The 24,344-nt window shown below is 44.3% G+C and carries 21 protein-coding genes; 8 read left to right on the top strand and 13 right to left on the bottom strand.

Annotated elements, in window-relative coordinates; genetic code table 11:
* Positions 1–9: 9 nt before the first annotated feature.
* On the bottom strand, positions 10–771 hold the full coding sequence (locus tag PN836_RS04390; RefSeq protein ID WP_395343913.1) for a YciK family oxidoreductase: 762 nt from the start codon (positions 769–771) through the stop codon (positions 10–12).
* A gap of 279 nt (positions 772–1,050) precedes the next feature.
* Between PN836_RS04390 and PN836_RS04385 the strand changes: the two genes are divergently transcribed.
* The 3 genes from PN836_RS04385 to sohB all read left to right on the top strand — a co-directional run bounded on the left by PN836_RS04385 (position 1,051) and on the right by sohB (position 7,734).
* Positions 1,051–3,672: a VolA/Pla-1 family phospholipase gene (locus PN836_RS04385; RefSeq protein WP_395343910.1), complete on the top strand. Its 2,622-nt coding sequence runs from the start codon at positions 1,051–1,053 to the stop codon at positions 3,670–3,672.
* Between the two features lie 300 nt (positions 3,673–3,972).
* A complete protein-coding gene (locus PN836_RS04380) occupies positions 3,973–6,486 on the top strand; it encodes an acylase (protein ID WP_395345457.1) in 2,514 nt (837 codons plus the stop codon).
* Between the two features lie 222 nt (positions 6,487–6,708).
* Positions 6,709–7,734, top strand: a complete 1,026-nt coding sequence (sohB, locus tag PN836_RS04375; RefSeq protein ID WP_395343908.1) for a protease SohB — start codon at positions 6,709–6,711, stop codon at positions 7,732–7,734.
* A 74-nt stretch (positions 7,735–7,808) separates the two neighbouring features.
* On the opposite strand, the gene PN836_RS04370 is transcribed toward sohB, so the two are convergent.
* Positions 7,809–8,210: a hypothetical protein gene (locus tag PN836_RS04370; RefSeq protein ID WP_395343905.1), complete on the bottom strand. Its 402-nt coding sequence runs from the start codon at positions 8,208–8,210 to the stop codon at positions 7,809–7,811.
* A 99-nt stretch (positions 8,211–8,309) separates the two neighbouring features.
* Between PN836_RS04370 and PN836_RS04365 the strand changes: the two genes are divergently transcribed.
* The 3 genes from PN836_RS04365 (at position 8,310) to PN836_RS04355 (ending at position 12,543) form a co-directional block, all read left to right on the top strand.
* Positions 8,310–9,089 (top strand): Nif3-like dinuclear metal center hexameric protein, encoded by a 780-nt coding sequence (locus PN836_RS04365; RefSeq protein ID WP_395343903.1) that lies wholly within the window; start codon positions 8,310–8,312, stop codon positions 9,087–9,089.
* A complete protein-coding gene (locus tag PN836_RS04360; RefSeq protein ID WP_395343901.1) occupies positions 9,086–9,874 on the top strand; it encodes a methyltransferase domain-containing protein in 789 nt (262 codons plus the stop codon). Before PN836_RS04365 ends, PN836_RS04360 begins: the two co-directional genes overlap by 4 nt.
* Positions 9,875–10,176: 302 nt before the next feature.
* On the top strand, positions 10,177–12,543 hold the full coding sequence (locus PN836_RS04355; RefSeq protein ID WP_395343899.1) for a M12 family metallo-peptidase: 2,367 nt from the start codon (positions 10,177–10,179) through the stop codon (positions 12,541–12,543).
* Between the two features lie 700 nt (positions 12,544–13,243).
* Here PN836_RS04355 and PN836_RS04350 read toward each other — a convergent pair.
* From PN836_RS04350 to PN836_RS04330, 5 genes are all read right to left on the bottom strand, one after another.
* The gene (locus PN836_RS04350) at positions 13,244–13,807 is read right to left on the bottom strand and encodes a PEP-CTERM sorting domain-containing protein (protein ID WP_395343897.1); all 564 of its coding nucleotides are present in this window, start codon (positions 13,805–13,807) and stop codon (positions 13,244–13,246) included.
* Positions 13,808–13,883: 76 nt separating this feature from the next.
* Positions 13,884–15,356: an alkaline phosphatase PhoX gene (locus PN836_RS04345; RefSeq protein WP_395343894.1), complete on the bottom strand. Its 1,473-nt coding sequence runs from the start codon at positions 15,354–15,356 to the stop codon at positions 13,884–13,886.
* Positions 15,357–15,513: 157 nt separating this feature from the next.
* Positions 15,514–16,305, bottom strand: a complete 792-nt coding sequence (gene tatC / locus PN836_RS04340) for a twin-arginine translocase subunit TatC (RefSeq protein ID WP_395343892.1) — start codon at positions 16,303–16,305, stop codon at positions 15,514–15,516.
* Positions 16,302–16,748 carry a Sec-independent protein translocase subunit TatA/TatB gene (locus tag PN836_RS04335; RefSeq protein WP_395343890.1) on the bottom strand — a complete coding sequence of 149 codons (447 nt, stop codon included), beginning with the start codon at positions 16,746–16,748 and terminating at the stop codon, positions 16,302–16,304. Before PN836_RS04335 ends, tatC begins: the two co-directional genes overlap by 4 nt.
* Entirely contained in the window at positions 16,748–16,990 is a 243-nt protein-coding gene (locus tag PN836_RS04330) for a twin-arginine translocase TatA/TatE family subunit (protein WP_395343887.1), read from the bottom strand. Before PN836_RS04330 ends, PN836_RS04335 begins: the two co-directional genes overlap by 1 nt.
* A gap of 488 nt (positions 16,991–17,478) precedes the next feature.
* Here PN836_RS04330 and PN836_RS04325 point away from each other — a divergent pair, with 488 nt between their 5' ends.
* Positions 17,479–18,147 (top strand): HAD family hydrolase, encoded by a 669-nt coding sequence (locus tag PN836_RS04325; RefSeq protein WP_395343885.1) that lies wholly within the window; start codon positions 17,479–17,481, stop codon positions 18,145–18,147.
* 37 nt (positions 18,148–18,184) lie between these two features.
* On the opposite strand, the gene PN836_RS04320 is transcribed toward PN836_RS04325, so the two are convergent.
* The 6 genes from PN836_RS04320 to PN836_RS04295 all read right to left on the bottom strand — a co-directional run bounded on the left by PN836_RS04320 (position 18,185) and on the right by PN836_RS04295 (position 22,494).
* Entirely contained in the window at positions 18,185–18,280 is a 96-nt protein-coding gene (locus PN836_RS04320; RefSeq protein ID WP_395345455.1) for a hypothetical protein, read from the bottom strand.
* Positions 18,265–18,597 carry an IS66 family insertion sequence element accessory protein TnpA gene (tnpA, locus tag PN836_RS04315; protein WP_395343883.1) on the bottom strand — a complete coding sequence of 111 codons (333 nt, stop codon included), beginning with the start codon at positions 18,595–18,597 and terminating at the stop codon, positions 18,265–18,267. Before tnpA ends, PN836_RS04320 begins: the two co-directional genes overlap by 16 nt.
* 192 nt (positions 18,598–18,789) lie before the next feature.
* On the bottom strand, positions 18,790–19,218 hold the full coding sequence (locus PN836_RS04310; protein WP_395343880.1) for a DoxX family protein: 429 nt from the start codon (positions 19,216–19,218) through the stop codon (positions 18,790–18,792).
* The gene (locus PN836_RS04305) at positions 19,215–19,697 is read right to left on the bottom strand and encodes a glutathione peroxidase (RefSeq protein WP_395343878.1); all 483 of its coding nucleotides are present in this window, start codon (positions 19,695–19,697) and stop codon (positions 19,215–19,217) included. The genes PN836_RS04310 and PN836_RS04305 overlap by 4 nt, the downstream gene beginning before the upstream one ends.
* A gap of 151 nt (positions 19,698–19,848) precedes the next feature.
* The gene (locus tag PN836_RS04300; protein ID WP_395343876.1) at positions 19,849–20,544 is read right to left on the bottom strand and encodes a hypothetical protein; all 696 of its coding nucleotides are present in this window, start codon (positions 20,542–20,544) and stop codon (positions 19,849–19,851) included.
* 312 nt (positions 20,545–20,856) lie between these two features.
* Entirely contained in the window at positions 20,857–22,494 is a 1,638-nt protein-coding gene (locus tag PN836_RS04295; protein WP_395343874.1) for a response regulator, read from the bottom strand.
* A 337-nt stretch (positions 22,495–22,831) separates the two neighbouring features.
* On the opposite strand from PN836_RS04295, the gene PN836_RS04290 reads away from it, so the two are divergent.
* Entirely contained in the window at positions 22,832–24,322 is a 1,491-nt protein-coding gene (locus tag PN836_RS04290; protein WP_395343872.1) for a CoA-acylating methylmalonate-semialdehyde dehydrogenase, read from the top strand.
* The last annotated feature ends 22 nt before the right edge of the window (positions 24,323–24,344 follow it).

Genomic DNA, 24,344 nt, shown 5'->3' with positions numbered 1-24,344 from the left:
GATCCGGCTCTATTTGGGCTGGCAGTCTAAGCTTTCGCCACTAACGCCTCGCGATACATCCGACATTAGATACACGTAGGTCGGCATAATTTGAGAGGGGGTTTTCAATGTGTTTGCGTCTTCACCAGGATAAGCTTTCGCGCGCATTTGAGTGCGAGTAGCTCCCGGATTAATACAATTGAATCGTATCGCTTTGTTCTTATGTTCATCGGCAAGGATTTGCATCATACCCTCTGTTGCAAATTTTGACATGCTGTACGCGCCCCAAAAAGCTCTTCCCACGCGTCCCACACTTGAAGTGGTAAATACCACTGAAGAAGTCTGAGCTTCTCTTAGCAAAGGCAGTAAGGCTTGCAGCATCAAAACTTGTGCTTTCACATTGATTTGCATCACTTGGTCAAATTCTGACTCTTTGATTTCTTCGAAGGGGCACAGCGCACCTAGTACACTTGCATTCAATAATATTCCGTCCAAGCGTCCATATTCTTCGCCTATGGTATCAGCAAGTCCTTTATAGTGAGTGCTTGTCGCGCCTTCATGATCTAGAGGAACAATGCTAGGTTGTGTTAAGCCTTCACTTACAATGTGATCGTAAACGGCTTCGAGTTTAGAGGTGGTTCGTCCGAGCAATATAACGGTTGCGCCACATTGGGCATAGCTAATGGCTGCTTGTTTGCCTATACCGTCACCGGCTCCTGTGACTAAAATAACTTTGTTTTTTAAACTGTGTTCATGTGACTCAAATGCTAAGTGCGGAAGTGGCTCTGACATAAATCATTCTGCTGGTGAAAAAAACAGCGCGAATCTTAGCGCAGAATTTGAATTACACAAAGGATCCGCTAATACTTATGGGCATATCGCGCGCTTTTATTACATTACGTTTACAAACACTTTGCAAAGTCAACGTAAAGTCAATACTATTAGCGACATGAAACTGGTCATACTAGTTATTGATCCTCAATTAATTCTTTGGGTGGTAATAGCTAATTTGAACACCATAATTTGTCACTCATCATAATAATGTATCTACAGATTGAGTAGGGAGAAAGAATGAAAAAGCTGTTAGTAAGCACAAGTATATTAGCTGCATTGGGGCTTGCCGGTTGTGGGGGTGGTGAAACCATCGAAGATATTCGAGAGGATTCACCCGTTGTTACCCCCGTGTCCAGAATTGTGTTTGATCCAGGCAATGGTGATTTAAACATCCCTAACGATTTGCTAGTGCTGCCTGGAGACGATGGCTTTTTTGACTACACGCTTAATATCCCGGTTGCTGACCCTAGTGATTTCAGTGATCCCCAAAATGCATTAAACGTGTTGGATGGTTGGTCTACACACACGCCATTTGTCATTAATGTAGATTCAGCAGCAGGCGTGTCTATTGACCAGAGCACACTTTCTGCGGGCGTGAGAATTTTTGAAGCAACCTTAGGACTTGATCAATCTGACCCTGATTGCGCAGCCATCAGCATTCCAAGCGCTGGTTGTAAAGTGGGCGACGAGCTTGTCTTCGGTCAAGACTTTGTTTTGCAGCTAGCGGGTCCGTCAACCATCACAGTGATCCCATTGCGTCCACTCAAAGCCGGTCAGGGACATATGTTGGTGATGACTGATGCGCTCAAAGATTCATCGGGTAAAGCCGTTGAAGGTTCAACAACGTGGGGCTTGGTAAGTCAAGATATCGACACTAATCCATTGAGTTCTCCAGACCAGTTAAATTTACAGGGCATTGTTAATTCATACGTGGATGCATTATCAAGCGTTGGTTTTAGTCGTGATGAACTAACTTATGTGGCTGCTTTTACCACCCAGTCAATCAAGCCCGTGCTGAGTACAATTAAACAACTCTATGTCGCAGAGTTCGCTCAACGAAGTGCAGCGGGTGACCCTACAGCGGGTCAAGCGCTACCCTCTATCGTAGTATCAAGCGCTGCTGCTGAAGAAAATGTTATGGAAAAACTGGGTGTTGTATCGCAAGCGGCAGTTGATGGAGCAGTTGCACAAGCTTTAACAAATCCCGCGGCAGCACCACTTGAACCGCTTATTTCTGCAGCTGACGTTTCCTCACTAACCACGTGCAATGGTTTGCGGGCAGCGGCAGGTGGACAATTCTCAACAGCAACAGGCCAAAGCTTTGCGCCTTTTGATGCAGAAGTTAATGGCGTCATTCAACAAATTGGTGTGGGTATACTAGGACAAGGTGCTGGGCCTTTGTGTGCGGCAAACCTGTTCGAAGGAAATGTTTCTCTACCTTATTACAGTCCGATCCCAAGAGCAGATAATCCGGCTGCGCCTGCCAATGAATTTTGGGAAAGTGCTTGCGATTCGGGAATCGTATTAGCTTCTGCTGGCGCAGCATTAGCGGCGGCAACGCCAGGACCTAATGACGCAATGTGTTCTGCCGTTGGTTTGCGTGATTTGCGTATCAATGGGCAACCGGTGGATCGTGACCGCAATCTCACTCGCTTTAGTCCAGTTCCGCAAATGAAAGGCGGCAATATGGGGCGCGAGACTTTAGACGTGCAAGTAACTGTGCCTAATCCAACAGTGGCGGCAGAGCTTGGCTTTGAAATAAGTATGCCTGAAGGTGGCTGGCCGGTAGTCATGTTAGTGCACGGCATTACCTCACAGAAAGAAGATATGCTATCTATATCGGGGGCCTTATCGCTTGCTGGTTTTGCAACCGTAGCAATAGATCAACCCTTGCACGGCACGCGTGGTTTTGACGTAGATCCAACTAATCCTGGTGACGAAATTAACGCAACGACCGTAAGTGCAACCGCATTTTTAAACTTAGCGAGTTTGCCAACCGCGCGTGATAATTCTCGTCAAGCAGTTTCCGACCTCTTAGGCGTTCGACTTGCCCTAAATGCCTTTTTTAACGCCTCAGGTGATGATGCAGTGCAGTTAAATGGCACTGATGTATCAATTATGGGGGTTTCGCTAGGCGCTATCACAGGTGGTAACTTTGCGTCGTTGGCAAATACGCCGTTTGAAGGTGAGCTTGCTCCGCTGAGCGGATTATTTGCTATCCGGGCTGCATCTTTGGAATCACCGGGCGGAAGCTTAGTGCAGTTTTTGCTAGAGTCTGCGGCTTTCGGACCTTTGATAAAAGGCTTCTTATTGTCAAATGCTTCGACGGATTTTCAAAACTTTTTAGTGGCGACCTATGGCACAACTGACGTTTCTGAAGCGCAATTGGTCGAAGGTACAAACGCTTTCTTAGGCGCGTTAACACCTGAGCAGGAAGCAGAAGTTAACGGGGTATTTAATCAATTTGCCTTTGCGGCACAAACAGTTAGCGATCAATCCGATCCGATTAATTACTTTGAGACCTTGGGTCAGAACACTAACGTGCATATGATGACAGTTATCGGAGATGGTGGTGAGAACTTACCTGACCAGGTTATTCCTGTAACAACCACTCTGCCACTATCAGGTCAGTTGCCGCTTGCGCAATTGATGGGGCTTGAAACCATTGTATCAACAACTGTATCAAGCTCTCCTATAAGCGGGATTGTAAAATATACAGCTGGCGCACACGCTAGCAGCATCAACCCTGGTCCTAATGCCGCAGTAACTGCCGAAATGCAGTCTCAGGTAGCCACTTATCTGGGGTCTGATGCTACGGTAATTCAGGTGACAAACGAGTCGATTGTGTCTCCTAACTAGCCAAAGAGCCTTATAAAAAACCCGCCGTTTGGCGGGTTTTTTTATCGTATTTTTTCATTGTAATAAAGGCATGATCTCGCAACCTTAAAAATTCACTTCTACTATACATACGCATAATTATATTTAATCGTTAATAAGATGTAAGCAGTATGTAAAATACAATATACTGTACACAATAGCTAGATCATCTCTTGCTTAGCAGGAAAGATTCTAATGTTAACTCATATTCAATGTAAAAAGGATGGCTTGATGCGCTCAACTAAAAAGCTTACGATTTTCAGAAAAAAACTAGCCAAGCCCATGAGCGTTTGTGCGCTTGCCTTGGCTCTGGCAGCATGCGGTGGAAATAGCAACGACTTTTCCGATATAGAACCTCCTCAACCACCTGCTGTGCCCCCAACACAACCACCACAAGCTACGGTGCCAAATTTTGACAGCGATGGTGTACTTGAGGCAGATATCAGATGGACTGATTTTGGTGTGCCGCATATTAGGGCAGATAACCTCGAAAGCATGGCTTACGGTGTGGGCTATGCTTTTGCCCGAGACAATTTGTGCATTTTGGCTGACCAGATTACTAAATACAATTCCGAGCAAGCGAGGTACTTTGGCCCCGATAGAGTGCCGGGATCGGGTGATTCCACCTATTTGATAAATGATTTCGGTTTTTTAACGACCGGCATTAGAGAACAAGCTGAGGCCGGCTTTGCCAGTATGACGGCAAATAGTCGCGCCTTATACCAAGGCTATGTGCAAGGTTACAACCAATATTTAAGCGACACTGGCATTGCCAACATTGACCCTCAATGTGCAAACCAGCCCTATGTAAGAGCGATTGATGAAATTGATTTATTGACCTATGCCCTCGGTGTTGCTTTGCTGCCCGGTGCAGCTAACTTCTTAGGCGGAATGTTTATTGCCGCACCTCCGGGGGTGGATCCGCTGCCGCGCATGGTCAGTACACCGATAAGCGCTGTGCAACAATCTCAGTCATCAAATTTGCCATTTAATATGACGCCACGCGTCAGCATGCCCGAGCGAAACCCACAAGAAATGGGATCCAACGGTTGGGGACTTGGTAGTGATATGACTGAAAACGGCATGGGAATGGTTCTGGGCAATCCACACTTCCCGCATACGGGTAATCTGCGTTTCTGGCAGTTCCAAACGACAATTCCTGGCTTTTTAAACGTTATCGGCGGCTCGTTAATGGGCATTCCGGGTGTCGTGAATATCGGATATAACGACAATATGGCGTGGACGCACACATTCTCTACGGCTGAACACTTTGTTGTGTACCAATTGCAGTTAGACCAGAGCGATGCGTCCAACCTAACGCACACCGTAGATGGCGCAAAACGCACTATTTTTAAACAAACGCACACCATTGAGGTCGCAGTTGGACCCGGTCAGACAATTCAACTTGAGAAAGATAGCTACTACACAAATTACGGTCCTATGATTTCGATACCAGGCAATTTTGAATGGGGCCCAGGTGGCAATGCATTTGCGATTAAAGACGCCAACTTGCCCAACTTTGACATTGTTGATCATTGGCTTGCGATGAACTTAGCATCCAGTATGGACGAGTTTAAGCAGGCCTTTATGGATTACGATGGTGTCATTTTCAACAATACAATGGCGGCGTCAAAAGATGGGGAAGTCTTCTATATCGACGACTCAACCGTGCCAGACTTGACCGACTCTGCGATTGGTCAGTTGACCAACAATCCGCAGCTTGCTGGCATTCGCCAAGCGGCAGGGTTTACCGTATTGCCAGGTTTTGCTAGTGCATTTGATTACACCGGAGCAGTACCATTTGAGAATGCGCCAAAATATGAGGGCACGGATTACGTTCAAAACTCAAATGATAGCTTCTGGCTGACCAATCTGGACGCGCCCATTACAGGCGTTTCGCCACTTTATGGGCAGGTGGGCAATCAGCAGAGCCTGCGCTCCCGTATGGCGCATGTGCTATTGAGCGATGCATCAGGTTCAGACGGCAAGTTTTCACCAGCGGAAGTGGAAGAGGCATTATTAAATAATCGGAATTATTTAGCGGAGGCGATTTTGCCGGCACTGCTTCAAATATGTCAGCAAAATCGAGAATCATCGGTGGATGTAAATGGTAACCCCGTCAATATCAGCGCTGCCTGTGATGCGTTAGCCAATTGGGATGGCAGAATGAACGTTGATAGTACCGCGGCACACGTATTTAGAGAGTTTGCTTTCCAATTTAACCGTAATCCACAATGGGCTGTTCCATACGACGTTAGCGATGTGGTCAATACGCCAAATGGATTAATGGATAATGACGCAACAGTGCTTCAATTTGCCACTGCAGTCGACAAAATCAACCAGGCAGGTTTAGCCTATGACGCGAGACTGGGGGAGGTTCAGTTCGTCGAAAAAAGTACGGTTAACGGCATGCCTAGCGGTGAAAGACTACAATGGGGTGGGGCGCACAACGTTGAGGGTGGCTTTAATGTATTTGATGTGCGTACCGGCAACAACGGTACTGAATTACCCCGACATGTTTATCCCACTATCGACAGCACTACTCGCTTAAGTGCCGACGCGCAGGGCTATCACATCACCTACGGTTCAAGCTGGATGGTTGTTGTGAATTTCACTGAAAGCGGTCCTGTTGGGCGTGGTTTACTATCTTATTCGCAATCTAATTCAACAGAGTCAGACTCTTTCGATGACCAGACGCGGCTATATTCTGCTCAGCCAACATTGAGACCTTTGCGCTTTACAGAAGAAGAAATTGAAGCAAACTTGGTGGAGTCAGTGTCCATTTCGAGCAATTGAGATCATATCGGGATAAGGGATTAGCGCAATAGTACGCCAAGTTAAAAGCTTCGGGCGACAGAAAAGAAAAAGGGCATTTGTCCTTTTTCTTTTTTTATTAATCCCTATATAGTGACACAATAGTGGCAAACCACAGGCTTTTGGCTTTAAGCTAATTAGGTAATGTGAAATCGAATGCTGAATCTTAAGTTCGGTCAATGTTAAGTGAACGGAGTGTATTTTTTGGAGTTTTTATTTGAATACGGCCTTTTTTTGGCCAAAGCGATTACCTTAGTTGTCGCCATTCTTTTGGTAGTTGGTTTTGTCGTTTCAATGGCCAGCAAGCAAAAACAAATGCCTGGTAGTCTAGAGTTTGATTCAATCTCAGACGTATATGATGATTTGAAGCGCCAAGCACAGTCTGTTTTGTTATCCAAGGATGAGTTAAAAGCAAAGCAAAAAGAAGAGAAAAAAGCGAAGAAAGATGAGAGTAAATCTAAGCAAGAGAGCGACAAGAAGCCAAATCTTTTCGTGATCAATTTCGAAGGTTCTCAAATGGCGAAGGAAGTTGATTCGCTTCGCAAGGAAATTACCGCTGTTTTGTGTGTTGCTCAGGACGGTGATGAAATATTGGTAAACGTAGAAAGTGGTGGCGGCGTGGTTCATGGCTACGGTCTAGCTGCATCACAACTTCAGCGAATTAGAGACAAAGGGATTAAGTTAACCGTTAGTATCGATAAAGTCGCCGCTAGCGGTGGTTATATGATGGCATGTGTCGCCAACGAAATAATCGCAGCCCCTTTTGCTATTGTTGGTTCTATAGGCGTGGTTGCGCAACTTCCTAACTTCAATAAGATTCTGAAGAAAAACGACATTGATGTTGAAATGCACACGTCAGGCGAGTTTAAACGCACGCTGACCATGTTTGGTGAAAACACCGATGAAGGCAGAGAAAAGTTTAAAGACGAGCTACATGAAATTCATAGCATGTTTAAAGACTTTGTATCTAAAAATCGAGAGGGAATTGATATTTCGAAAGTTGCTACCGGCGAATACTGGTTGGGGCAAAAGGCGATAGAGCTTAAGCTTGTTGATAAGATTCAAACTTCTGATGACTACTTAATGCAGGCTAATGACACCCACAAATTATATCGCCTCAAGTACGCAACGAAAAAGAACCTTGCGCAAAAATTAGGCTTGGCGGTTTCAAGTGGCCTTGAATCAGCATTCCATCGCTTGCTGTCGCAACTTAGGCATAGTTGGCTTTAGGTAGCATGTTTGTGCAACGATAAACAAAAAAAACAGCACCTAGAGTGCTGTTTTTTATTATCCAATTGTCAAGCTTATCGAGGCGCTTTGTTGCCAGGGTTGGCTTCTTTAATCTGCTGAGTGTAAAAGTCTTTCACAGAAAAAGCGCTTGCTGGCTTTTTCGTTTTCTTAGGTGTAGCTTTCTCAGGCGCGGCCTTCTTTTTAGCAGCCGGTTTGGATTCTGCGGCCTTTTTCTCTGGAGTAGGGGCATCTTTTTCCGCTGCTTTCTTAGCTGCAGGTGCTGCCTTCTTAGCGGCTGGAGCGCTAGCCCCACCCAACTCATCTGCCATTTCTTCTAGCTGAGCCAAACGCACGTTTTTACCACCGTCAACGCTATACCAGCCTCCTTTGGCTTCGATAGTTGGTGCTTTACCATTAGCCGCCTCATAGGCCTTAGTAAATTTTTCTAATACGCTGTCTTTGTCTAGTTTGCTCATCGAGTAAAATCAACCTTTATTGTTGTAATAGTGTTAATATTTCTAAGTTTATACATAAACTTGCGTAAAAGTCTAATTTCTTCACAAAAGGAGCCAAAATTGCATCGAGAAGAGCTTTTGAGCGAACTAGACACCCTATTAAGTCCAGCTTTAATCAAAGATTATTGTCCAAACGGACTTCAAGTGGAAGGTAAGGCTCAAATCAATAAAGTGGTTACGGGCGTAACGGCAAGCCAAGCCTTAATTGAATCTGCTATCAAACAGCAGGCAGATGCCATTTTAGTTCACCATGGCTATTTTTGGAAAAATGAGCCCTATAGCATTGTTGGTATGAAAAAGCGTCGAATCAGTCGTTTACTGCAACACGATATTAACTTGTTTGCTTATCATCTCCCCTTAGATGTGCACCCGTCAATGGGCAACAACGCTATGCTTGGAAAGGTGCTTGGAATCAGTGCCGTTCGTCCGATTGAAACAATTACGCCCGAAGGTATCGTGATGGTCGGGGAGTTAAGCTCACCTGCTAGTCATGCAGAATTAGCAGGTCGCTTCGAGTCAGCTCTGGGGCGCAAGTCTATAAGTATTGGTAATAAAGATACCATTCGACGTCTTGCATGGTGTACAGGTGGCGGTCAAGGGTATATCGACCATTTCGCAGCGCTTCAAGGAGATAGTCCCACCAGCCACCATCGAATTGACGCATTTATATCAGGTGAAATATCTGAACAAACCACGCACAGCGCACGTGAACTTGATATTGATTATTTCGCACTCGGTCATCATGCGACTGAGCGATATGGGGTAAAGACAGTGGGCGAGTATTTACAAAGTACCTTTGGCCTTGAGGTTAGCTTTGTGGATATTGACAATCCAGCATGAGCGATTCGAAGATTAATCGCGCCCAATCGGGCAGTTTTGACGGTATTGCCAACAAGTTTGACCGGAATATTTATGGAACAACCAAAGGTCGTCTGCGCCATCTCCAATTATTGCACTTTCTTAAGCCGCTCATTCATCAAGAACTTGCGCGCACGGTGTTAGATGCTGGTGCTGGGACCGGTATCATGAGTTTGGAATTTGCGCAAAACGGCCATCATACAACCTTAGTTGATGTGTCTGATGATGCATTAACGCTTGCGCGACAGCGATTGAAGGACTTTCCGGAGTGTCAATTTATCAAGCAATCACTTGAAGATTATGCCGTTAAAGCGTTGGCAAGTCACAAGCGCTTCGACATTATTCTTTGTCATGCCGTTTTAGAATGGCTGGTTGAACCGCTTTGCGTGCTTGACAAACTTATTGAGCAACTGAATGAAGGCGGGGTCTTGAGTTTAAGTTTTTTCAATCATGATGCCATGTTGTTTAATAATGCGATTTACGGCAACTTTGAGTACATTGATAAGGGCATGAAAGTGCGTAACGTGGTGCGTCTGAACCCCCACAACCCTCAATCGCCAAAGCAGGTTCTGACTCATCTTGCAAAACGGGATGATGTCACCATCAACATTCAGGCTGGTCTGCGCTGTTTTCACGACTATATGCGTGAGCCGTCGATGCAAGAATCAAAATTTGCGCAACTCCTTGCGCTCGAAAAGCAGTACAGTGTTCACGAACCGTATATGTGGCTTGGCAAGTATTTTTATCTACAATTACAAAAGTGTTAGAGCGTGTTTATCTTTGTTCATTTTAATTTAATCTAAAGCGTAGTATTTGCTCGTTTATTGTGGGATTATGACAATTCAACTCGCGATACAAAACGGTATTCAGCCGTGAAGTAGGTGTGCGCTAGTCGTCATAAAATTGAGAAGTAGATTCAATATTCCTCAAGCTCAATCGGCCATTCTGGCTACTTATTTCACCCCTGAATGTGATCCTTTAATTGTTGATGATGAATCGACACCCTGCGCAATTGTCCATATACGACTTAAGGTCTCGGATGCTTATGCGCTTGTGAGGTAAAAAGTTAATGTTAATTATCCATTCAAAACCCTTCTATCGCTCTTTTTTGCGACTAGTGACATTTGTTGCATCACTCATTGTCATGAGCGCCGCGGCAAGTGCATCAGAATTTGAAATTACAGCCGCTCACAGCGGTGCAGCCATTATCAACAAACAAGTTGATGGCGAACAGGAACTTATTCTTAATCGTGGATTTTTTGCGAAGCCGCTTCGTTTCAAGCTAAGCGACAACAGCGGGATTTTTCCTAAAGGTAAAGTTGAATCGCTGGAAACCGAAATAGAATTTTATCGCGGCAGTGTAGCAGGAGCAGGCGACACGTGGGCGCGATTTACTAATCACAACGGAATATGGTCAGGCGCATTCTATGATGGAACCGACCTTTATTTATTGGATTCGCGTGAAAAGCTTGAATTAGCGCTAGCGACTGAAGTAAGAGCCGGTTTGGAGGATTTAAGCTATTTGGCGCAGAACTTTAAAACCTTGAGCAACAACGATTACCTCATTGTTTATCGTGCAAAAGATGTGGTTTATAAAGCGACATGCGGCGTTAGCGGCCACAACCACGATAGCTTAAACCTTTTAGATGCGCTTAATATCCCCGACGGTCCGCCAGTTCAACTTGCGGCTGGCGAAATTCGTTCTATTGATATCTCATTAGTCGCTGATAGCGAATACGATGATGCCTTTTCAGGTAACGGAGAGGCGAATATGCTCGCGCAAATGAATATCGTTGACGGTATTTTTTCTGAGCAGCTAAATGTTTATCTCAACATAGTTGATACACGCGCCTTATCGAACAACGGCCCGCTTACCTCTACCAATGCAGAAAGCCTGCTGTTTGCATTTCGTGATTATGCTAGCGCTAACGTTCCCCTTGGTGGTGTAAAGCATTTGTTTACGGGTAAAGACTTAAATGGCAATACACTTGGGATAGCATTTGTTGGTGCACTGTGTAACAGTTTTGCGATAGGACTGTCTCAAGAATTTGTTAATTTCAGAGGAACTACCTTAACCTCACTCGTCGTTGCTCATGAACTTGGTCATAATTTCGGGGCAGAACACGATGGTGATGTGGCAGGTTGCACAATTACTGGGGCAGGCCCATTCTTAATGGCACCCTCTATCAATGGCTCGGATACCTTTTCTAATTGCAGCGTCGCGCAAATTGAAAGTGAATTGAGTTTTGCTGGATGCGTAAGTGAAGGGATCCCAGCTGAAATTACCTCTTCTGCAAATACATCAGCGCAAGCGGGTGTGGCGTATAGCTATAATGCAGCAGGGCGAATAGAATTCAATGGTGACGATGTATCTTTAAACTTAGATATAGCGCCTGCAGGCATGACCTTGGCAGCTGATGGTACGCTCGAATGGACGCCAAGCGCAGGTCAAGTGGGAGATAACGAAGTGCAAATCTCTGCAAGCAATAGCTTTGGCATCGACCGACAGTTATTTACGGTGACCGTCACACCGCCATCTTCTTCGGACTTCTTAAACTTTAATGATTACACCTTATCATCGTATGGTGGAAGTCAAGATGAAGAGGGCACGGTAAACGTAGGTGATGACGGCTTTTCCTTAGCGCTTGATGGAAACCGCTGGCAGAAAATTGATTTTGCCTACAACATCACGCCTAACACCGTGCTCGAGTTCACTTTTGCATCAAATGCCCAAGGGGAAATCCATGGTATTGGTTTAGACAATAACAACACCATTGAACAATTGCGAACGCTGTCTGTTTGGGGCACGCAGTTCTGGGGCAATCGAACCTATCGATATGACGGAAGTGGCGATGAACAACGATTTGTTATCCCAATCGGACAGCTTTACACCGGTTCAGTATCAAACATGTTTTTTGCCATGGATCATGATGTCAACTCACCCAATGCACAAAGTGTTTTCAGCGATATTACGGTATATGAAGACACAGCAAGCTCTGACGTGATTGATTTTAATGCCTTAGGCGTAGTCAATTATGCCGGAAGTCAAAATGTTGAGGGTAGTTTTACAGTTGTAGAGGCCGGCGCTGGCTTGCAAATTAATGGCAACCGCTGGTTAAAAGTGCCGTTACCCACCACTGTTACTGCCGACACGATGTTAGAGTTTGAGTTCGCATCTAGCTCACAAGGCGAGATTCACGGCATTGGTTTCGACTCTAATGATGCGATTGAAGACTCAGCCACTTTGCAAGTGTTTGGCACGCAAAACTGGGGGGTTAGAGACTTTACTTACACAGGTAACGGCAATTTTCAAAGCTTCAGTATTCCAATTGGACAGTATTATACCGGTGGCTTCTCTCATCTCTACTTCGTCATGGATCACGATGTTACCAACCCGGATGGCGAGAGTATATTTAGAAATGTGACTGTTCGATAATCGACGAGGGGGAAACTTTCGCAAATGAAAAAAAGGGCCTTACACGCATGTGGAGACCCTTTTTTATACATAGTCACCGGTCTTAGTGCGCTGTGATTTAGCGCGTTTACTTTTGATTAAAAGATTTGACACCTTTATCAAAACGGGTAACTCTCTAATTTTTCAAGAGGAATGTAAGATCAAGTCGAGACTAATTCGGATTAATTCGGATTAATTAGCGAGAGGACTTTGATCTGTAACAGGATCGGCAACCAGCGCTGAGCTTTCATCACGCGGATCATCTGGCCCGAGCGTTACCTGCCTTGATAAGATGATAAGTCACTTTCTTCCTCCAGCGTCCATTGCTTTTCAATAAACTCAGGATCAATACTTAAGCGTTTTGTAATTTTATCTTTAGGCGTCAGCAGGCGCCAAAACGGCGTGATATCTTCAATGCTGGCGCCTTCATCTTATTCGTCGATAGCCGCTTGGGTTCATAGCACAGCGTTCAAATAAGAAATGCCACAAATGTGAAATCGTAATGTACACTAAGGATTAGAACTTATCGAAAGGCTTAATCCCAAACTCAAGATAGACTGACAAAAGATAGTACATGTTACCATCTTTAACGACTATGGCATCGCAGTTTGCCGCGCGCAAATCATCATTATCACAGCCAAAATAAAAGGAGGCCGAAACCTCCTTTTATCCAACACTACTTTTAAGATTTTCGAAGGGTTATCACCAGCATTGCTAAGTAAGCAATGAAAAACGCCAGCGGTGGGGCACTCACAGTGTTTATGCTACTTGCATCTGTAAAACTCAAGCTATAATCGAAGCGAGAGAACATATCGAACATACCCTGATTACCCCCTACGGCAACCGTATAATCGCCACTTGCTAAAAGTGCTCTGACAGGTGAATTATCAAATCCGGGTAAGAGTGCGGATACCCCGGCGATATATTCGAGCTTAGTAGTAAAATCGCTGAAGTCACTGTCATTATTGAAGATAATGCCAGATGCGTTGCTGATGGTTCCTGAATAAATACTAAGGCCAATTGCAATATCCGCTATCGCCTCAATTTTCAGGTCAATAGCATCTGAAATGCTAAAAGTGTAAAAATTAAGTGCATCTGCAGTAAAGGTATCTTCAATCAGCCAGCCGCTGTCTCCAAGTACAGAGCCCGTTTCAATATTGCCAATATTAGTTTCTATAATGGCTGCGTTTGCTGCGCCGCACAGCGTTAAGCCAATATAAAAAGCGAAGCTTTTCAAAATTTGCATGATCTTATCCTCTTTGGTAAGTGATCAGACGCGGTAAGTTGCGCTTGATATTCCTTAATTATAGGCCGGTCATTGATTAAAGTGCGCCATTTTCCCATGGCCCAGTAATCGCAAATGTCACCCCAGGAGATTGAATGTTGACAAACAGCCAGCGACCATAAAAACAGGCGCCTGCCCATTCTCGACTGGTGAAGCTTCGTCTTTCGCTACCGTTTGTTGAAGGGCCTACATCATCCCAGAAATTTTCTTGTGTACCTGGGTAAATGCCATTGATTAAAGCGAGGTCACCTTGGTCAAGAGAGATATTGTTTTCGCAGAACGGGAAGGTATTTCCAGATTGCGTAAGGCCGATTAGACGTTTAGGATCTGAGCCACCATCTTCGCATAAAAGCATGTTACCTCTTGGACTAATTGCGATATTGTCTGGTCCGTCCATTTCACTAGCATCTGTCGATTCGTAAACCAATGTGAGTTGTTCTTTGCGTGGGTCGTAAGAGAATATTTGGCCGAGGTTCGCTGCACCTCCCGAAGTCGATACGAAATAGATTATGCCTTCGTCATACCAGCAACCTTCGCCTCGTTCAACAATGGCTGCATCAAAAGCTTGATCAAAGCAACGGTCAGTCATTGCATCTGGGTCTTGCACCTCTTGCCATGTTACGTCCCATGTTTGGCCAGGCATTAGTCCTCCTCTTAAGTCTACTCGACTCGTGCTATCTAACACCATCGCAAAAAGTGTCCCACCTGATTTTAAATCGCCCCACTCACCGCTAGGCACAAATTTATAAAAAGCGGACTGACCTGCATCTTCAGTTTCATACACAAAACCCGTTGCAGGATCCACAGCCACTGCTTCATGAGAAAATCTGCCCATTTCGCGGATTGGTATCCCATCAGATATGCCAAAACCGGGAACTTCAAACACATATCCGTGATTAAAACCTTGATGACGGCCGTCAAATTCGTGAAAGGTTTCTTCACATGATAGCCATGTTGACCAAGGCGTTAAACCGCCTGCACAGTTTCTAATGCATCCGCCTAAGCTGTTGTATGATGATAAAAACTGACCTTTGACAACATCAAATAGCATCGTGGACGTGCCGCCGTGTTGCGCCTCGTTGTAAACGCCCATACCACCACGAGGAGAAGATTTAGGACCTTCTCCAATCGAGTTCTCATGGTTACGAACTATTGATACCACATTACCCCGCGCCGCTACCACGGCCATTCCGTCGTGATCGGTAGGTGTGGGTAAACCGTCGGTTTGGATTTGGCCAGTCCAGCCAAAACTTGTATATTCAAATCCCTCAGGTAGCGAGATAAGCGGCAGGCCTGTTGCTTTATCAATTGTAGGCGACAGCAAACCATAGTCGTTGCTATAGGGCAAAGAGGCAGCGTTTGTTTTGCCTGCAAGAGCAACAAATGCAGTGCTGGCGGCAAGTGTACCGCCACTTTTTAATACATCTCGTCTTGAAAAAACTGCTTCGGTAGGGGCGTCTTCGAGCTTGCTGATTGGTTCATTGGTGTCTAAGGCTTTTGAATCTAACATGGTAACTCCATTGATTAATTTAGTCGTCGCTGAGGTTCTATAAGAGCAGACTGCAACCTCATTGACAGTGTTAATCATTTCAATGACATCTGATGGAGTTTTCGTTGACAATCTGGTGAATTTTATATGTCCGTTTTACTTCATTTTTGTTTAGCAACTAGAGCGTATCAATGGTTTTTGCCGCCACTTTTCCCTTTGTGTTTTTTTCAGAAATACGAATAAACAACAAGGACAATTCGTAAAGTAAAATCACAGGCAAACCTAGTGCAATTTGAGATATTAGATCGGGTGGCGTAATCAACGCAGCGATAAGAAACACACCCACAATGGCATGGCGACGGTAATAAGCGAGTCTTTCGACGGTGGTGACGCCAGATTTGCAGAGAACAAAAAGTAAAATCGGTAGCTCAAAACACAAGCCAAAGGCGAGTATCAATTGGATCACCAAGCTCAAATACTCGCTCACCTTTGCCTCCAATTGCACGTCTATTGCGGTTTCACCTTGGAATGACTCAAAGCTAATAAAAAAATCCCATGCAAGAGGCATGACCACAAAAAACGCCAACGCAGCTCCACATAAAAATAGTATTGGGGTGAGCAAAAACACCGGAGATAGATGCCGACGCTCATCTTGATAAAGACCTGGTGCAATGAATTTCCATATTTGTATTAGAATGAGCGGTAAAGTAATAAAGGTAGCGCTAAAAAAAGCTAATTTTAGGTAAGTAAAAAATGCCTCATGCAAGCCCGTGTAAATCATTCGGCGCTCACTATTTTCGCCGAAAGTAACCAACAAGGGTTGCTGCAAAAAACTATAAATACTTTCGGCAAAATAAAAAGATATACCTAGCGCACAAACAAAAACGAGCAAGCATCGTAACAAGCGGCTTCGCAGTTCAAGTAAGTGGTTAAGAAGGGGCGTTTTGGGTGCTTGTTCTTCCTTTCTCACGTATCAGCCTTAATAACATTACTAACACCTTCATCTACAGACAGTTGTCTTTGAGTGCCTTGGTCTTCACAGTGATCGTTTGTGAGTGCATGTTCTGGATTTTTACGGCTTTGTTGGTGCTTGCGTTTTGCATTCTCCACTTGTTCACGCCTTGTTTTATGATAACTAGCGTTGTGTTCGCCTGGCACAAAATCTGACGGAAGCTGTTTAATATCATCAGGGAGAAAATCTTGCCATCGGCGTGAATCGTCGACTTTTCCACAGTCAATATCTACTTCTCGTTGAAGCTGCATAATGCTGCCTTTAAGGTCATTATGCATGCGTTTAGCCTTTGCGAGTATTCTACCTGCAGCACTAAATACTTTTGGCAGATCTTTAGGGCCGATGATGACAATGGCCAAAACCGCAACAAACAAAAATTCAACCCAGCTGATATCGAGCATTAGCGTGTACTTGCTTCTTTGTTTTTTGGCTGTGGAGAGGGGGTCAATTCCTCGGGCGCGGTATCGTCACTTGAGGGGATTTGTTGGTTAAGCTCGTCTTCCTTAATGCCGTTTTTAAAGCTCTTAATTCCCAGTGCAAGATCCCCCATCAGCGCGGAGATTTTGCCTCGGCCAAACAACAGGACGAAGGCCAACACAACCAGTGCTATCTGCCAAATGCTTAAACCCATATCTTTTCTCATTTGAAATCGTTAAGTTGTAATTAGTATAAGAATTACAGGTTCGCACAGCATGAAGCTAACAAGAATTTATTGTGAACAAGTGATGACACTTTTATGTCATTACCTCAAGCACGACTAAGGCTTGACACTGATGCACGTTAAACGGTGCTATCAGTGAGTTAATTGTATTTTCGTGCTTATGCAATAGCTAGTATTGCATCAAAAGATAATACACCAACACGATACTTATCAACTGGTCTGGTGTAGCCTAGGGTAAGTAGTTTAACCTGAATCCTGTTTAAGAAACGGCGCTCAGTACCGCTAGAATTGCGAATTACTGCGTTGCAAAAGCCAGCAATAGAATAACTATTACGTGACTTTTGCGCCTTGTACTTCACAATGCTAGCAGCACTGAGTGTAAAAATTAATTTAAGTATGTAAAACAAGCGCGTGCACCATTTCTTAAACAGGATTCAGGTTAGTTTAGTCAACATCGGGAAATACATTTTATGATAAAAGGCCTTATCTTTGATCACGATGGCACTTTGGTCGACAGTGAAAAGCTGCACTACCGTTGCTGGCAAGAAATCATGGAAGCGTTTGATGTTCATTTTAGCTTGCAAGAATACGTTGAAAAACACAATGGCATACCAACCGTCACCAATGCTGAAATTTTAATCCGGGACTACACGCTCGATATTGACGCTCATACTTTGAGTCTGCAGAAACAAGTACTCACACAGAAGCGTTTCAAAGCGCAGCCTAGCGCATTGATGCCGTTTGCTGAGAAGGTATTAAAAGCATGTGTTAATGATGGCTTTTCACTTGCCATAGCTACTGGTGCGGGACAAAAAGAGATACAACAAACTTTTGATGCGCACCCCATTGGTGAATACTTTAGCACCGTCGCAACCAGAGACGACGTCAAGAGGCCAAAACCCTCCCCCGATGTGTACCAACTTGCGCAAAAGAATTTAGGGCTGCCAGCGCAACAATGCCTTGCGCTGGAAGATACGCAAGCTGGGATACAGTCAGCAAAAGCATCAGGTATTTTTTGCATTGCTGTACGCAACGACTATACGCGAAATGCGGACTTAAGCAGCGCTGACTATATTTGTGATAATTTACACCAAGCATATGAGTTTATTGTGAGCGGCTCAAAAATGATATCAGAGTAAGTACCCATTTTTGCAAGGTGTTAATCTATGTCTGACACTATATTTTTGTAAAAAGTCTGTTGGAATAGCTATTGGTGCCGCTAAAGGCGTCGAGCTCAAATTGGGTTCCAACAATCGTCAGCAGGTCTTTAATCGACTTTCTAAAATCAACCGCAGCGGTGTGTAGATAGATATCGTCAGGCTTAACGAACATCTCCATTGAGCAAGTGCCTTCACCATATCAGCAAACCACTGCGGATTGACTGCGTCGCTGTAGGCAAGCTCGACACCGTTAAAATGACAACTCACCGCAGCTGACTTTGGCGTTTTTAGCTTAGCCAAAGCGCGACTGGGTGATCGTAAGGTTCGATAAAAATCGCTTTTGCGAGAGTCAAAGGTTTGCCTATTTATTCCATGGCATTCACAATAGGCTCTGACGGATAAACCGCTGTCGCTTTGTCCGGCAAACATGCGTAGCCAGTCGTCTTGAGTTCTTTATTTTCTGGGCATGATGACCTGCGATTGATAATAGAGGCTTCATTTTGAAGGCTTGAGTTTTGTTTATAAGGCATGGTTTAGCGGGCGCTTACTGATGATTTATGAATAAGCGATGACGGAATTTGCCCTTAGAACGGAATCATCTTATCTGCTCTCAAGCATCCGCTATTCTACTTTATGATGTTTGGCTAATCTTGAATCCACACTAAGCTGACCACTGCCTCTTGCAAAAAGTACAAGCAAGCCTGCCATAATCCCCATGTTTTTAAAAAAGTTTTGGGTTTCGTGCTGCACATTTCCGCCTTCGGGAAGGTTCCAAAAGTTGTGCATATAAATACTAATCACGAGGGTAAGCCCTGCAAGTAAAAATGCAGCGATTTTACCTTTGAATCCAATCACTATCGCAATCCCAAGGATAATTTGCAATACGATGGTCAGCGGTAGCATCAGCTCGATAAAGGGCACGCTATGCTTGCTCATGTACTGCGTCATCATTTCATAATTGGTGATTTTTTGAATCCCAGGCAATATAAAATAAAGGCCAAGTAGAAAGCGACCTAGCAACAGACATGCGGTTTCGAAAAGATTATTCATAGCAGTGCTTTAATATCGCGTTCGATATCTTTTGGCTTGGTATTTGGTGCATATCGTTTTACGACATCACCCTTTTGGTCAATCAAAAATTTAGTGAAATTCCACTTAATGCGTTTGCTCCCTAATAGGCCAGGCGCGGCATCTTTGAGTGTTTTGTAAAGCGGATGTGCATCATTGCCATTTACGTCTATCTTTTTGGAAAGTGGAAAACTCACGCCGTAGTTGAGGCTGCAAAATTGTTCTATTTCCTCATCGCTTCCCGGCTCTTGATGACCAAACTGATCGCAAGGAAAGCCAATAACCGTAAGGCCTTTGTTTTTATAATTTTGATACAATGACTCCAAGCCTTTATATTGTGGCGTGAATCCGCATTTGCTTGCGGTGTTTACAATCAATACTACCTTGCCTTTATATGCATCTAGGTCGGTAACTGTGCCATTATTTAATTCAATTTTATGTTGGTAAATGTCCGCGCTCATACGTTTTCTCTGAGAAATTATACTGCTAAGCAATACGCACAACCTGCGCAATCAGACCAGCTCATTTTCTCTGAAGCGTTCAAATAAGCGAACAACGAATATCGTGATATCTATTCATTGCCGAACAGGATTACGTCATCATTCCATGGGCTTAAAATAGTGCGCGGATGGGAGTAGGAATGTTTCTAGCAAATGCTGGAAAAGGTTTACCATAGGCATAATCTGGAACGTACTTATCTTCAGCGTTGTTGTACAGTCTTCGCCTGCGTCCAGTATTGGTAAATCCACCGTATCGCGTTGATACTAAACAACTGTTACCCACTGGAATGTTGCCTTTGGTTCCGCCCGGGAAAGGCGCTAAGACAGGTCGCACGGGCAAACCTTTGGATATTTGATAAGCGGCGTATTTTTGTCGATAGTCAAATACGCTTTGATCAATTAACTTTACGATTAGCGAGAGATGTTCCGGATCTTCTGGGTATATCACGCAGTTTTTGCCTTCTCCCGCATTGTGACTGCGCGATACCTTGTTAAAATTTTCTTTACTGATATCTTGATTCCAAGCAAGGTTAAATGGCAGAAATTTGTGAAAAACCTGGAAGTTATTAAGTAATGGAGACAATAGACGAAACAAGGGCTCACTCTCCAAAGGCATAACATTCACATGTAGCTTCCATCCTTGGACGTGATTGATGATGTCGTAAAAGTGTTCGGGTTCAAACTTTTTCATGATCCACGCCCCCGGTGTTTTTGGGTCAGGAAGAACAGAGGTATCTGGCATCTTTGATGTGGTGCACACCCACCAACTTTTTTCCTGACGGTAGTCCTTTGGCACTTCTATTTTCATAGATGAATTGCTCTCATTGATAGTTTCATGTGCTCAAGGTTGTAGCCAATTCATACGCGCCGCTGAGCTTTTGAAAAAATAGTCTTGATAATGCCATTTACGCCCACGAGTTAAAGATAGTTGCACCCTGTATAGTGCATATCTAATGCTCAATTCGCCAAAGAGACCAAACCTTATATGTCGTCACAGAAGATAAAAATGTCGTTAAATGTTGGCACGCCGAAGTGAATCTTTTATATATTTTGACGCATGTAAAAGCAGCGCATTACTGCGCAGTAGCTATGGCGATTCTCAATCTTGGTGCAGTGTTGTTTATGCGCTTAGTGCTAAGCGCTCACGAATAGTATTCATGCGTTGGAAGTTCTTATCAGATAATGAAACTGACTCAAGTTCATTTACCAAATGATTAATATCGATATTCTTGTACTCTGTTTGTCCAGACTCGCTTAGGCATTGCAAGAGATTTAATGCAAAGGCGGGTACACCAGGAAACATGCTGTAAGCCCGGTGGAAACAACCTAGGGCAAGATTGAAGTCATTGGCTTTAAAGGCGCTTAAACCTTTCTCATTGGCCGCAAGGGCGCGATCTTTTTCAAGGCCTAGCGATTTTTCAGTATTCATCAGCAAATCGGTGGCGATTAAGCTTTCTATGTGACTTTCTTGTTCAAGGAGCTTTTCATCGCATTTATCTAGCAAGGCTTTTGCTTTATCGGTATGTCCCAGTCCAAACCACACTCTAACAGCGTCTACCATGGTGCTGACATCTGCGCGAGTAAACTGATGCTCTTGTGCCGACTCTGACATAATTCTCTCAGCACGAGGAAGGTCATCGTCAATCAAAAAAGCCAAAGCAAGCATGGTGTCTTTTTGCTGTGCACCTTGACGGTCGCTTATTCCTTTAGCGGCTTTTCCAAGCATCATGCGCGCGGCGCTGACGCTTTGGGTGCGGTTTTGCTCATTGAATTGCTCAGCCAAATGTAAATGATAGCGGGCCAGTTCCATTGCGTAATCTACTAAACGTTCTTTGACCGATAAGTTGCTTTGCACTTTCTTTTCAAGCAGGGCAACAGCTTCAGCGCTTTTGCCTTGCATTTTGTAACATAGGGTCTTTAAGCGAGTAGCCTGTATGGTTAACTCGCTATCATTAATATTGTCCAGCAGCTGTTCAGCATACACGTAATTTTGCTTGCCGATTTCTACGCTGGCTAACCATTCATAAGCTTTATCTTTTGTCAGACTCGCTTCAATTAAGCGGTCTAGCATGCGCGTGCAGTGCTGCCATTTGCCGGTGAAAAATTCACTTTTAATGAGTCCCCAGTGAGCCCATAGTACGCTGCTTGATTTTGACAACACACCTGAATAGAGAGCTGCCGCCTCGTCGTAGTGTTTTTGCGCCAATAACAAACGCCCTTTGAGCTTGATAAAGTCTGATTCAACGCGCTTTGGCACGCCGCTGAGTAGTTTTTCATTCACATAATTAATCGCGCCAGCGTTGTTATTATTGTCCATGCATTTTAGTGCGGGCAACAAAGCTTGGCGAGCATTTAAATAGTGCCTGACATTGGTGGTAAGGCTTTTAATGGTATAAGGCTTGATGATTATGACATCGGGGTATAAATCTAGAATTTGGCCAATGGTCTGGGGGAGACTGTCAGAAGTGACAAAAAACAAGCCCGTAGATGGACGAAAAAGCTTGTTGTCTATCAGCTGTTGAACCCATTCCACGCCGTTTTTGGATTGCCCAAGGTGATAGTCGATAAATACGATGTCAAAATTGATTGTGCGCATGCCATTTCGAAGTTCTTTTCCATTGCTGTAACTAGCAACTTCAAAATGATCGATAGACAAAAGGTGGCTTCTAAGATTAATGCGCGCAGTCGCATTGTCTTCAACAATTGCAACTCGCAGGTGAGTTCGTTGAGGTGCCTTGTACACGTCTAATTTATTCATAGTAAGCCGTTTTTTCGATAAAAATGCGATGTCAAAAGCGCGCACACAATCAGCAAATGCGCGCTAAGATATTATCATGCGATGGGCATAAATAAGCATGCATCATGTATACATATTTATACCTCTTTATAGTATCGGCAGTTGTCCAAATTACTTTCCATTTAAATGAATATCGCCAACATGTGCGAAGGGTCTGTTGATCTTTGCTTAACAAAAGATTTACAAAACAGCAGGCGATCACTTATAGTTTACGTTAACGTAAAGGTTAGCTCTGGTAGTTCGATGAATTTTTGGCTAAAGCGAGCTAGCTAACGCTCTTAAAATGCGAGAATCAGCGATGGAAAAAATTCAACAATTAATTGATGGTCAATTCAGACAATCTGACTCTGATGAGTTTATTGAGCTGACCAATCCTGCCAATAACGAAGTGATTGCTCATGTCCCCTTGTCGGGCACACAGGATTTAGAAGACGCGGTTGCTAGCGCGAAGAGCGCCTTTGAAAGCTGGAAAAAAGTCCCTATTTCGGAGCGCGCGCGTGTGATGCTGCGATATCAACATCTATTGAAAGAAAATCATGATGATATTGCTCAAACCCTGTCCAAAGAGACCGGCAAAACCTTCGAAGATGCTAAAGGGGATGTTTGGCGCGGTATTGAAGTGGTTGAGCAAGCGGCGAATATTGCATCAATGATGATGGGAGAAACGGTTGAAAACGTTGCTCGCGATATCGACACCTATTCAATGATACAGCCTTTAGGCGTATGTTTGGGGATCACGCCCTTTAACTTTCCGGCCATGATCCCGCTGTGGATGTTTCCAATGGCAATTGCTGCGGGCAACACCTTTGTTTTGAAGCCTTCTGAACAAGACCCAATGACGCCGATGAAACTGGCGAAACTATTTATTCAAGCAGGTGCACCAAAAGGCGTACTAAATATTGTGCACGGCACGAAAGACCAAGTGAATCATTTACTAGAGCATCCTGATATAAAAGCGGTTTCGTTTGTAGGTTCGGTGCCTGTGGGGCAGCATATTTATCGCACTGCGACCCATAATATGAAGCGGGCACAGTGTTTTGCTGGCGCGAAAAACCACTCAGTTATTATGCCTGATGCAAATAAAGACAAGGTGCTTAACAACCTCGTGGGGTCATCTGTGGGTGCAGCCGGGCAGCGCTGCATGGCCATATCGGTCGCAGTCTTTGTAGGGGAGAGTGCTGGCTGGATACCTGAATTAGCGGAAAAAATAGCGCAAGTAAAACCTGGCCTGTGGGATGATTCTGACGCCGGCTTTGGGCCGCTTATTAATCCGCAAGCGAAAGCACGCGTGCTTAGCCTGATTCGGGCAGGGAAAGATGAGGGCGCAAAGTGTTTGGTTGACGGAAGTGAATTCTCACTCAAAGGGCATGAGAGTGGCAATTGGGTTGGACCCACGGTATTTTCTGACGTAACACCAACTATGTCGATTTATCAGGAAGAGATTTTTGGCCCAGTGTTATGTTGTGTTCACGTAAAAACGCTGGATGAAGCGCTTGCATTGGTAAATGCTAACCCCTATGGCAACGGCACCAGTATTTTCACTGCCAGTGGGGCAGCAGCAAGGCACTATCAAAGCAATGTGGAAGTTGGGCAAGTTGGCATTAATGTCCCCATTCCAGTTCCCTTACCGTTCTTCTCGTTCACCGGTTGGAAAAACTCTTTTTATGGCGATCTACATGCCTATGGTAAACAAGCTATTCGCTTCTATACAGAGACAAAAACCATTACTGCAAGATGGTTTGACGATGAAAGCGACAGCGGCCCTAATATGACGATTAATTTACGCTAAGCGAGTAAGCAGTTTCTAAGGA

The sequence above is a fragment of the Ningiella algicola genome (assembly GCF_028401415.2).
Lineage (GTDB): Bacteria > Pseudomonadota > Gammaproteobacteria > Enterobacterales > Alteromonadaceae > Glaciecola.
Note: the sequence above shows the minus strand (reverse complement) of the source record. Positions and strands in the feature narration are given on the sequence as shown.

Coding starts and splice junctions, on each gene's coding strand:
- PN836_RS04390 (WP_395343913.1), bottom strand. CDS start 771: ATGTCAGAGCCACTTCCGCACTTAGCATTTGAGTCACATGAACACAGT.
- PN836_RS04385 (WP_395343910.1), top strand. CDS start 1,051: ATGAAAAAGCTGTTAGTAAGCACAAGTATATTAGCTGCATTGGGGCTT.
- PN836_RS04380 (WP_395345457.1), top strand. CDS start 3,973: ATGAGCGTTTGTGCGCTTGCCTTGGCTCTGGCAGCATGCGGTGGAAAT.
- PN836_RS04370 (WP_395343905.1), bottom strand. CDS start 8,210: ATGAGCAAACTAGACAAAGACAGCGTATTAGAAAAATTTACTAAGGCC.
- PN836_RS04360 (WP_395343901.1), top strand. CDS start 9,086: ATGAGCGATTCGAAGATTAATCGCGCCCAATCGGGCAGTTTTGACGGT.
- PN836_RS04355 (WP_395343899.1), top strand. CDS start 10,177: ATGTTAATTATCCATTCAAAACCCTTCTATCGCTCTTTTTTGCGACTA.
- PN836_RS04350 (WP_395343897.1), bottom strand. CDS start 13,807: ATGCAAATTTTGAAAAGCTTCGCTTTTTATATTGGCTTAACGCTGTGC.
- PN836_RS04345 (WP_395343894.1), bottom strand. CDS start 15,356: ATGTTAGATTCAAAAGCCTTAGACACCAATGAACCAATCAGCAAGCTC.
- PN836_RS04335 (WP_395343890.1), bottom strand. CDS start 16,748: ATGCTCGATATCAGCTGGGTTGAATTTTTGTTTGTTGCGGTTTTGGCC.
- PN836_RS04330 (WP_395343887.1), bottom strand. CDS start 16,990: ATGAGAAAAGATATGGGTTTAAGCATTTGGCAGATAGCACTGGTTGTG.
- PN836_RS04325 (WP_395343885.1), top strand. CDS start 17,479: ATGATAAAAGGCCTTATCTTTGATCACGATGGCACTTTGGTCGACAGT.
- tnpA (WP_395343883.1), bottom strand. CDS start 18,597: ATGTTTGCCGGACAAAGCGACAGCGGTTTATCCGTCAGAGCCTATTGT.
- PN836_RS04310 (WP_395343880.1), bottom strand. CDS start 19,218: ATGAATAATCTTTTCGAAACCGCATGTCTGTTGCTAGGTCGCTTTCTA.
- PN836_RS04305 (WP_395343878.1), bottom strand. CDS start 19,697: ATGAGCGCGGACATTTACCAACATAAAATTGAATTAAATAATGGCACA.
- PN836_RS04300 (WP_395343876.1), bottom strand. CDS start 20,544: ATGAAAATAGAAGTGCCAAAGGACTACCGTCAGGAAAAAAGTTGGTGG.
- PN836_RS04295 (WP_395343874.1), bottom strand. CDS start 22,494: ATGAATAAATTAGACGTGTACAAGGCACCTCAACGAACTCACCTGCGA.
- PN836_RS04290 (WP_395343872.1), top strand. CDS start 22,832: ATGGAAAAAATTCAACAATTAATTGATGGTCAATTCAGACAATCTGAC.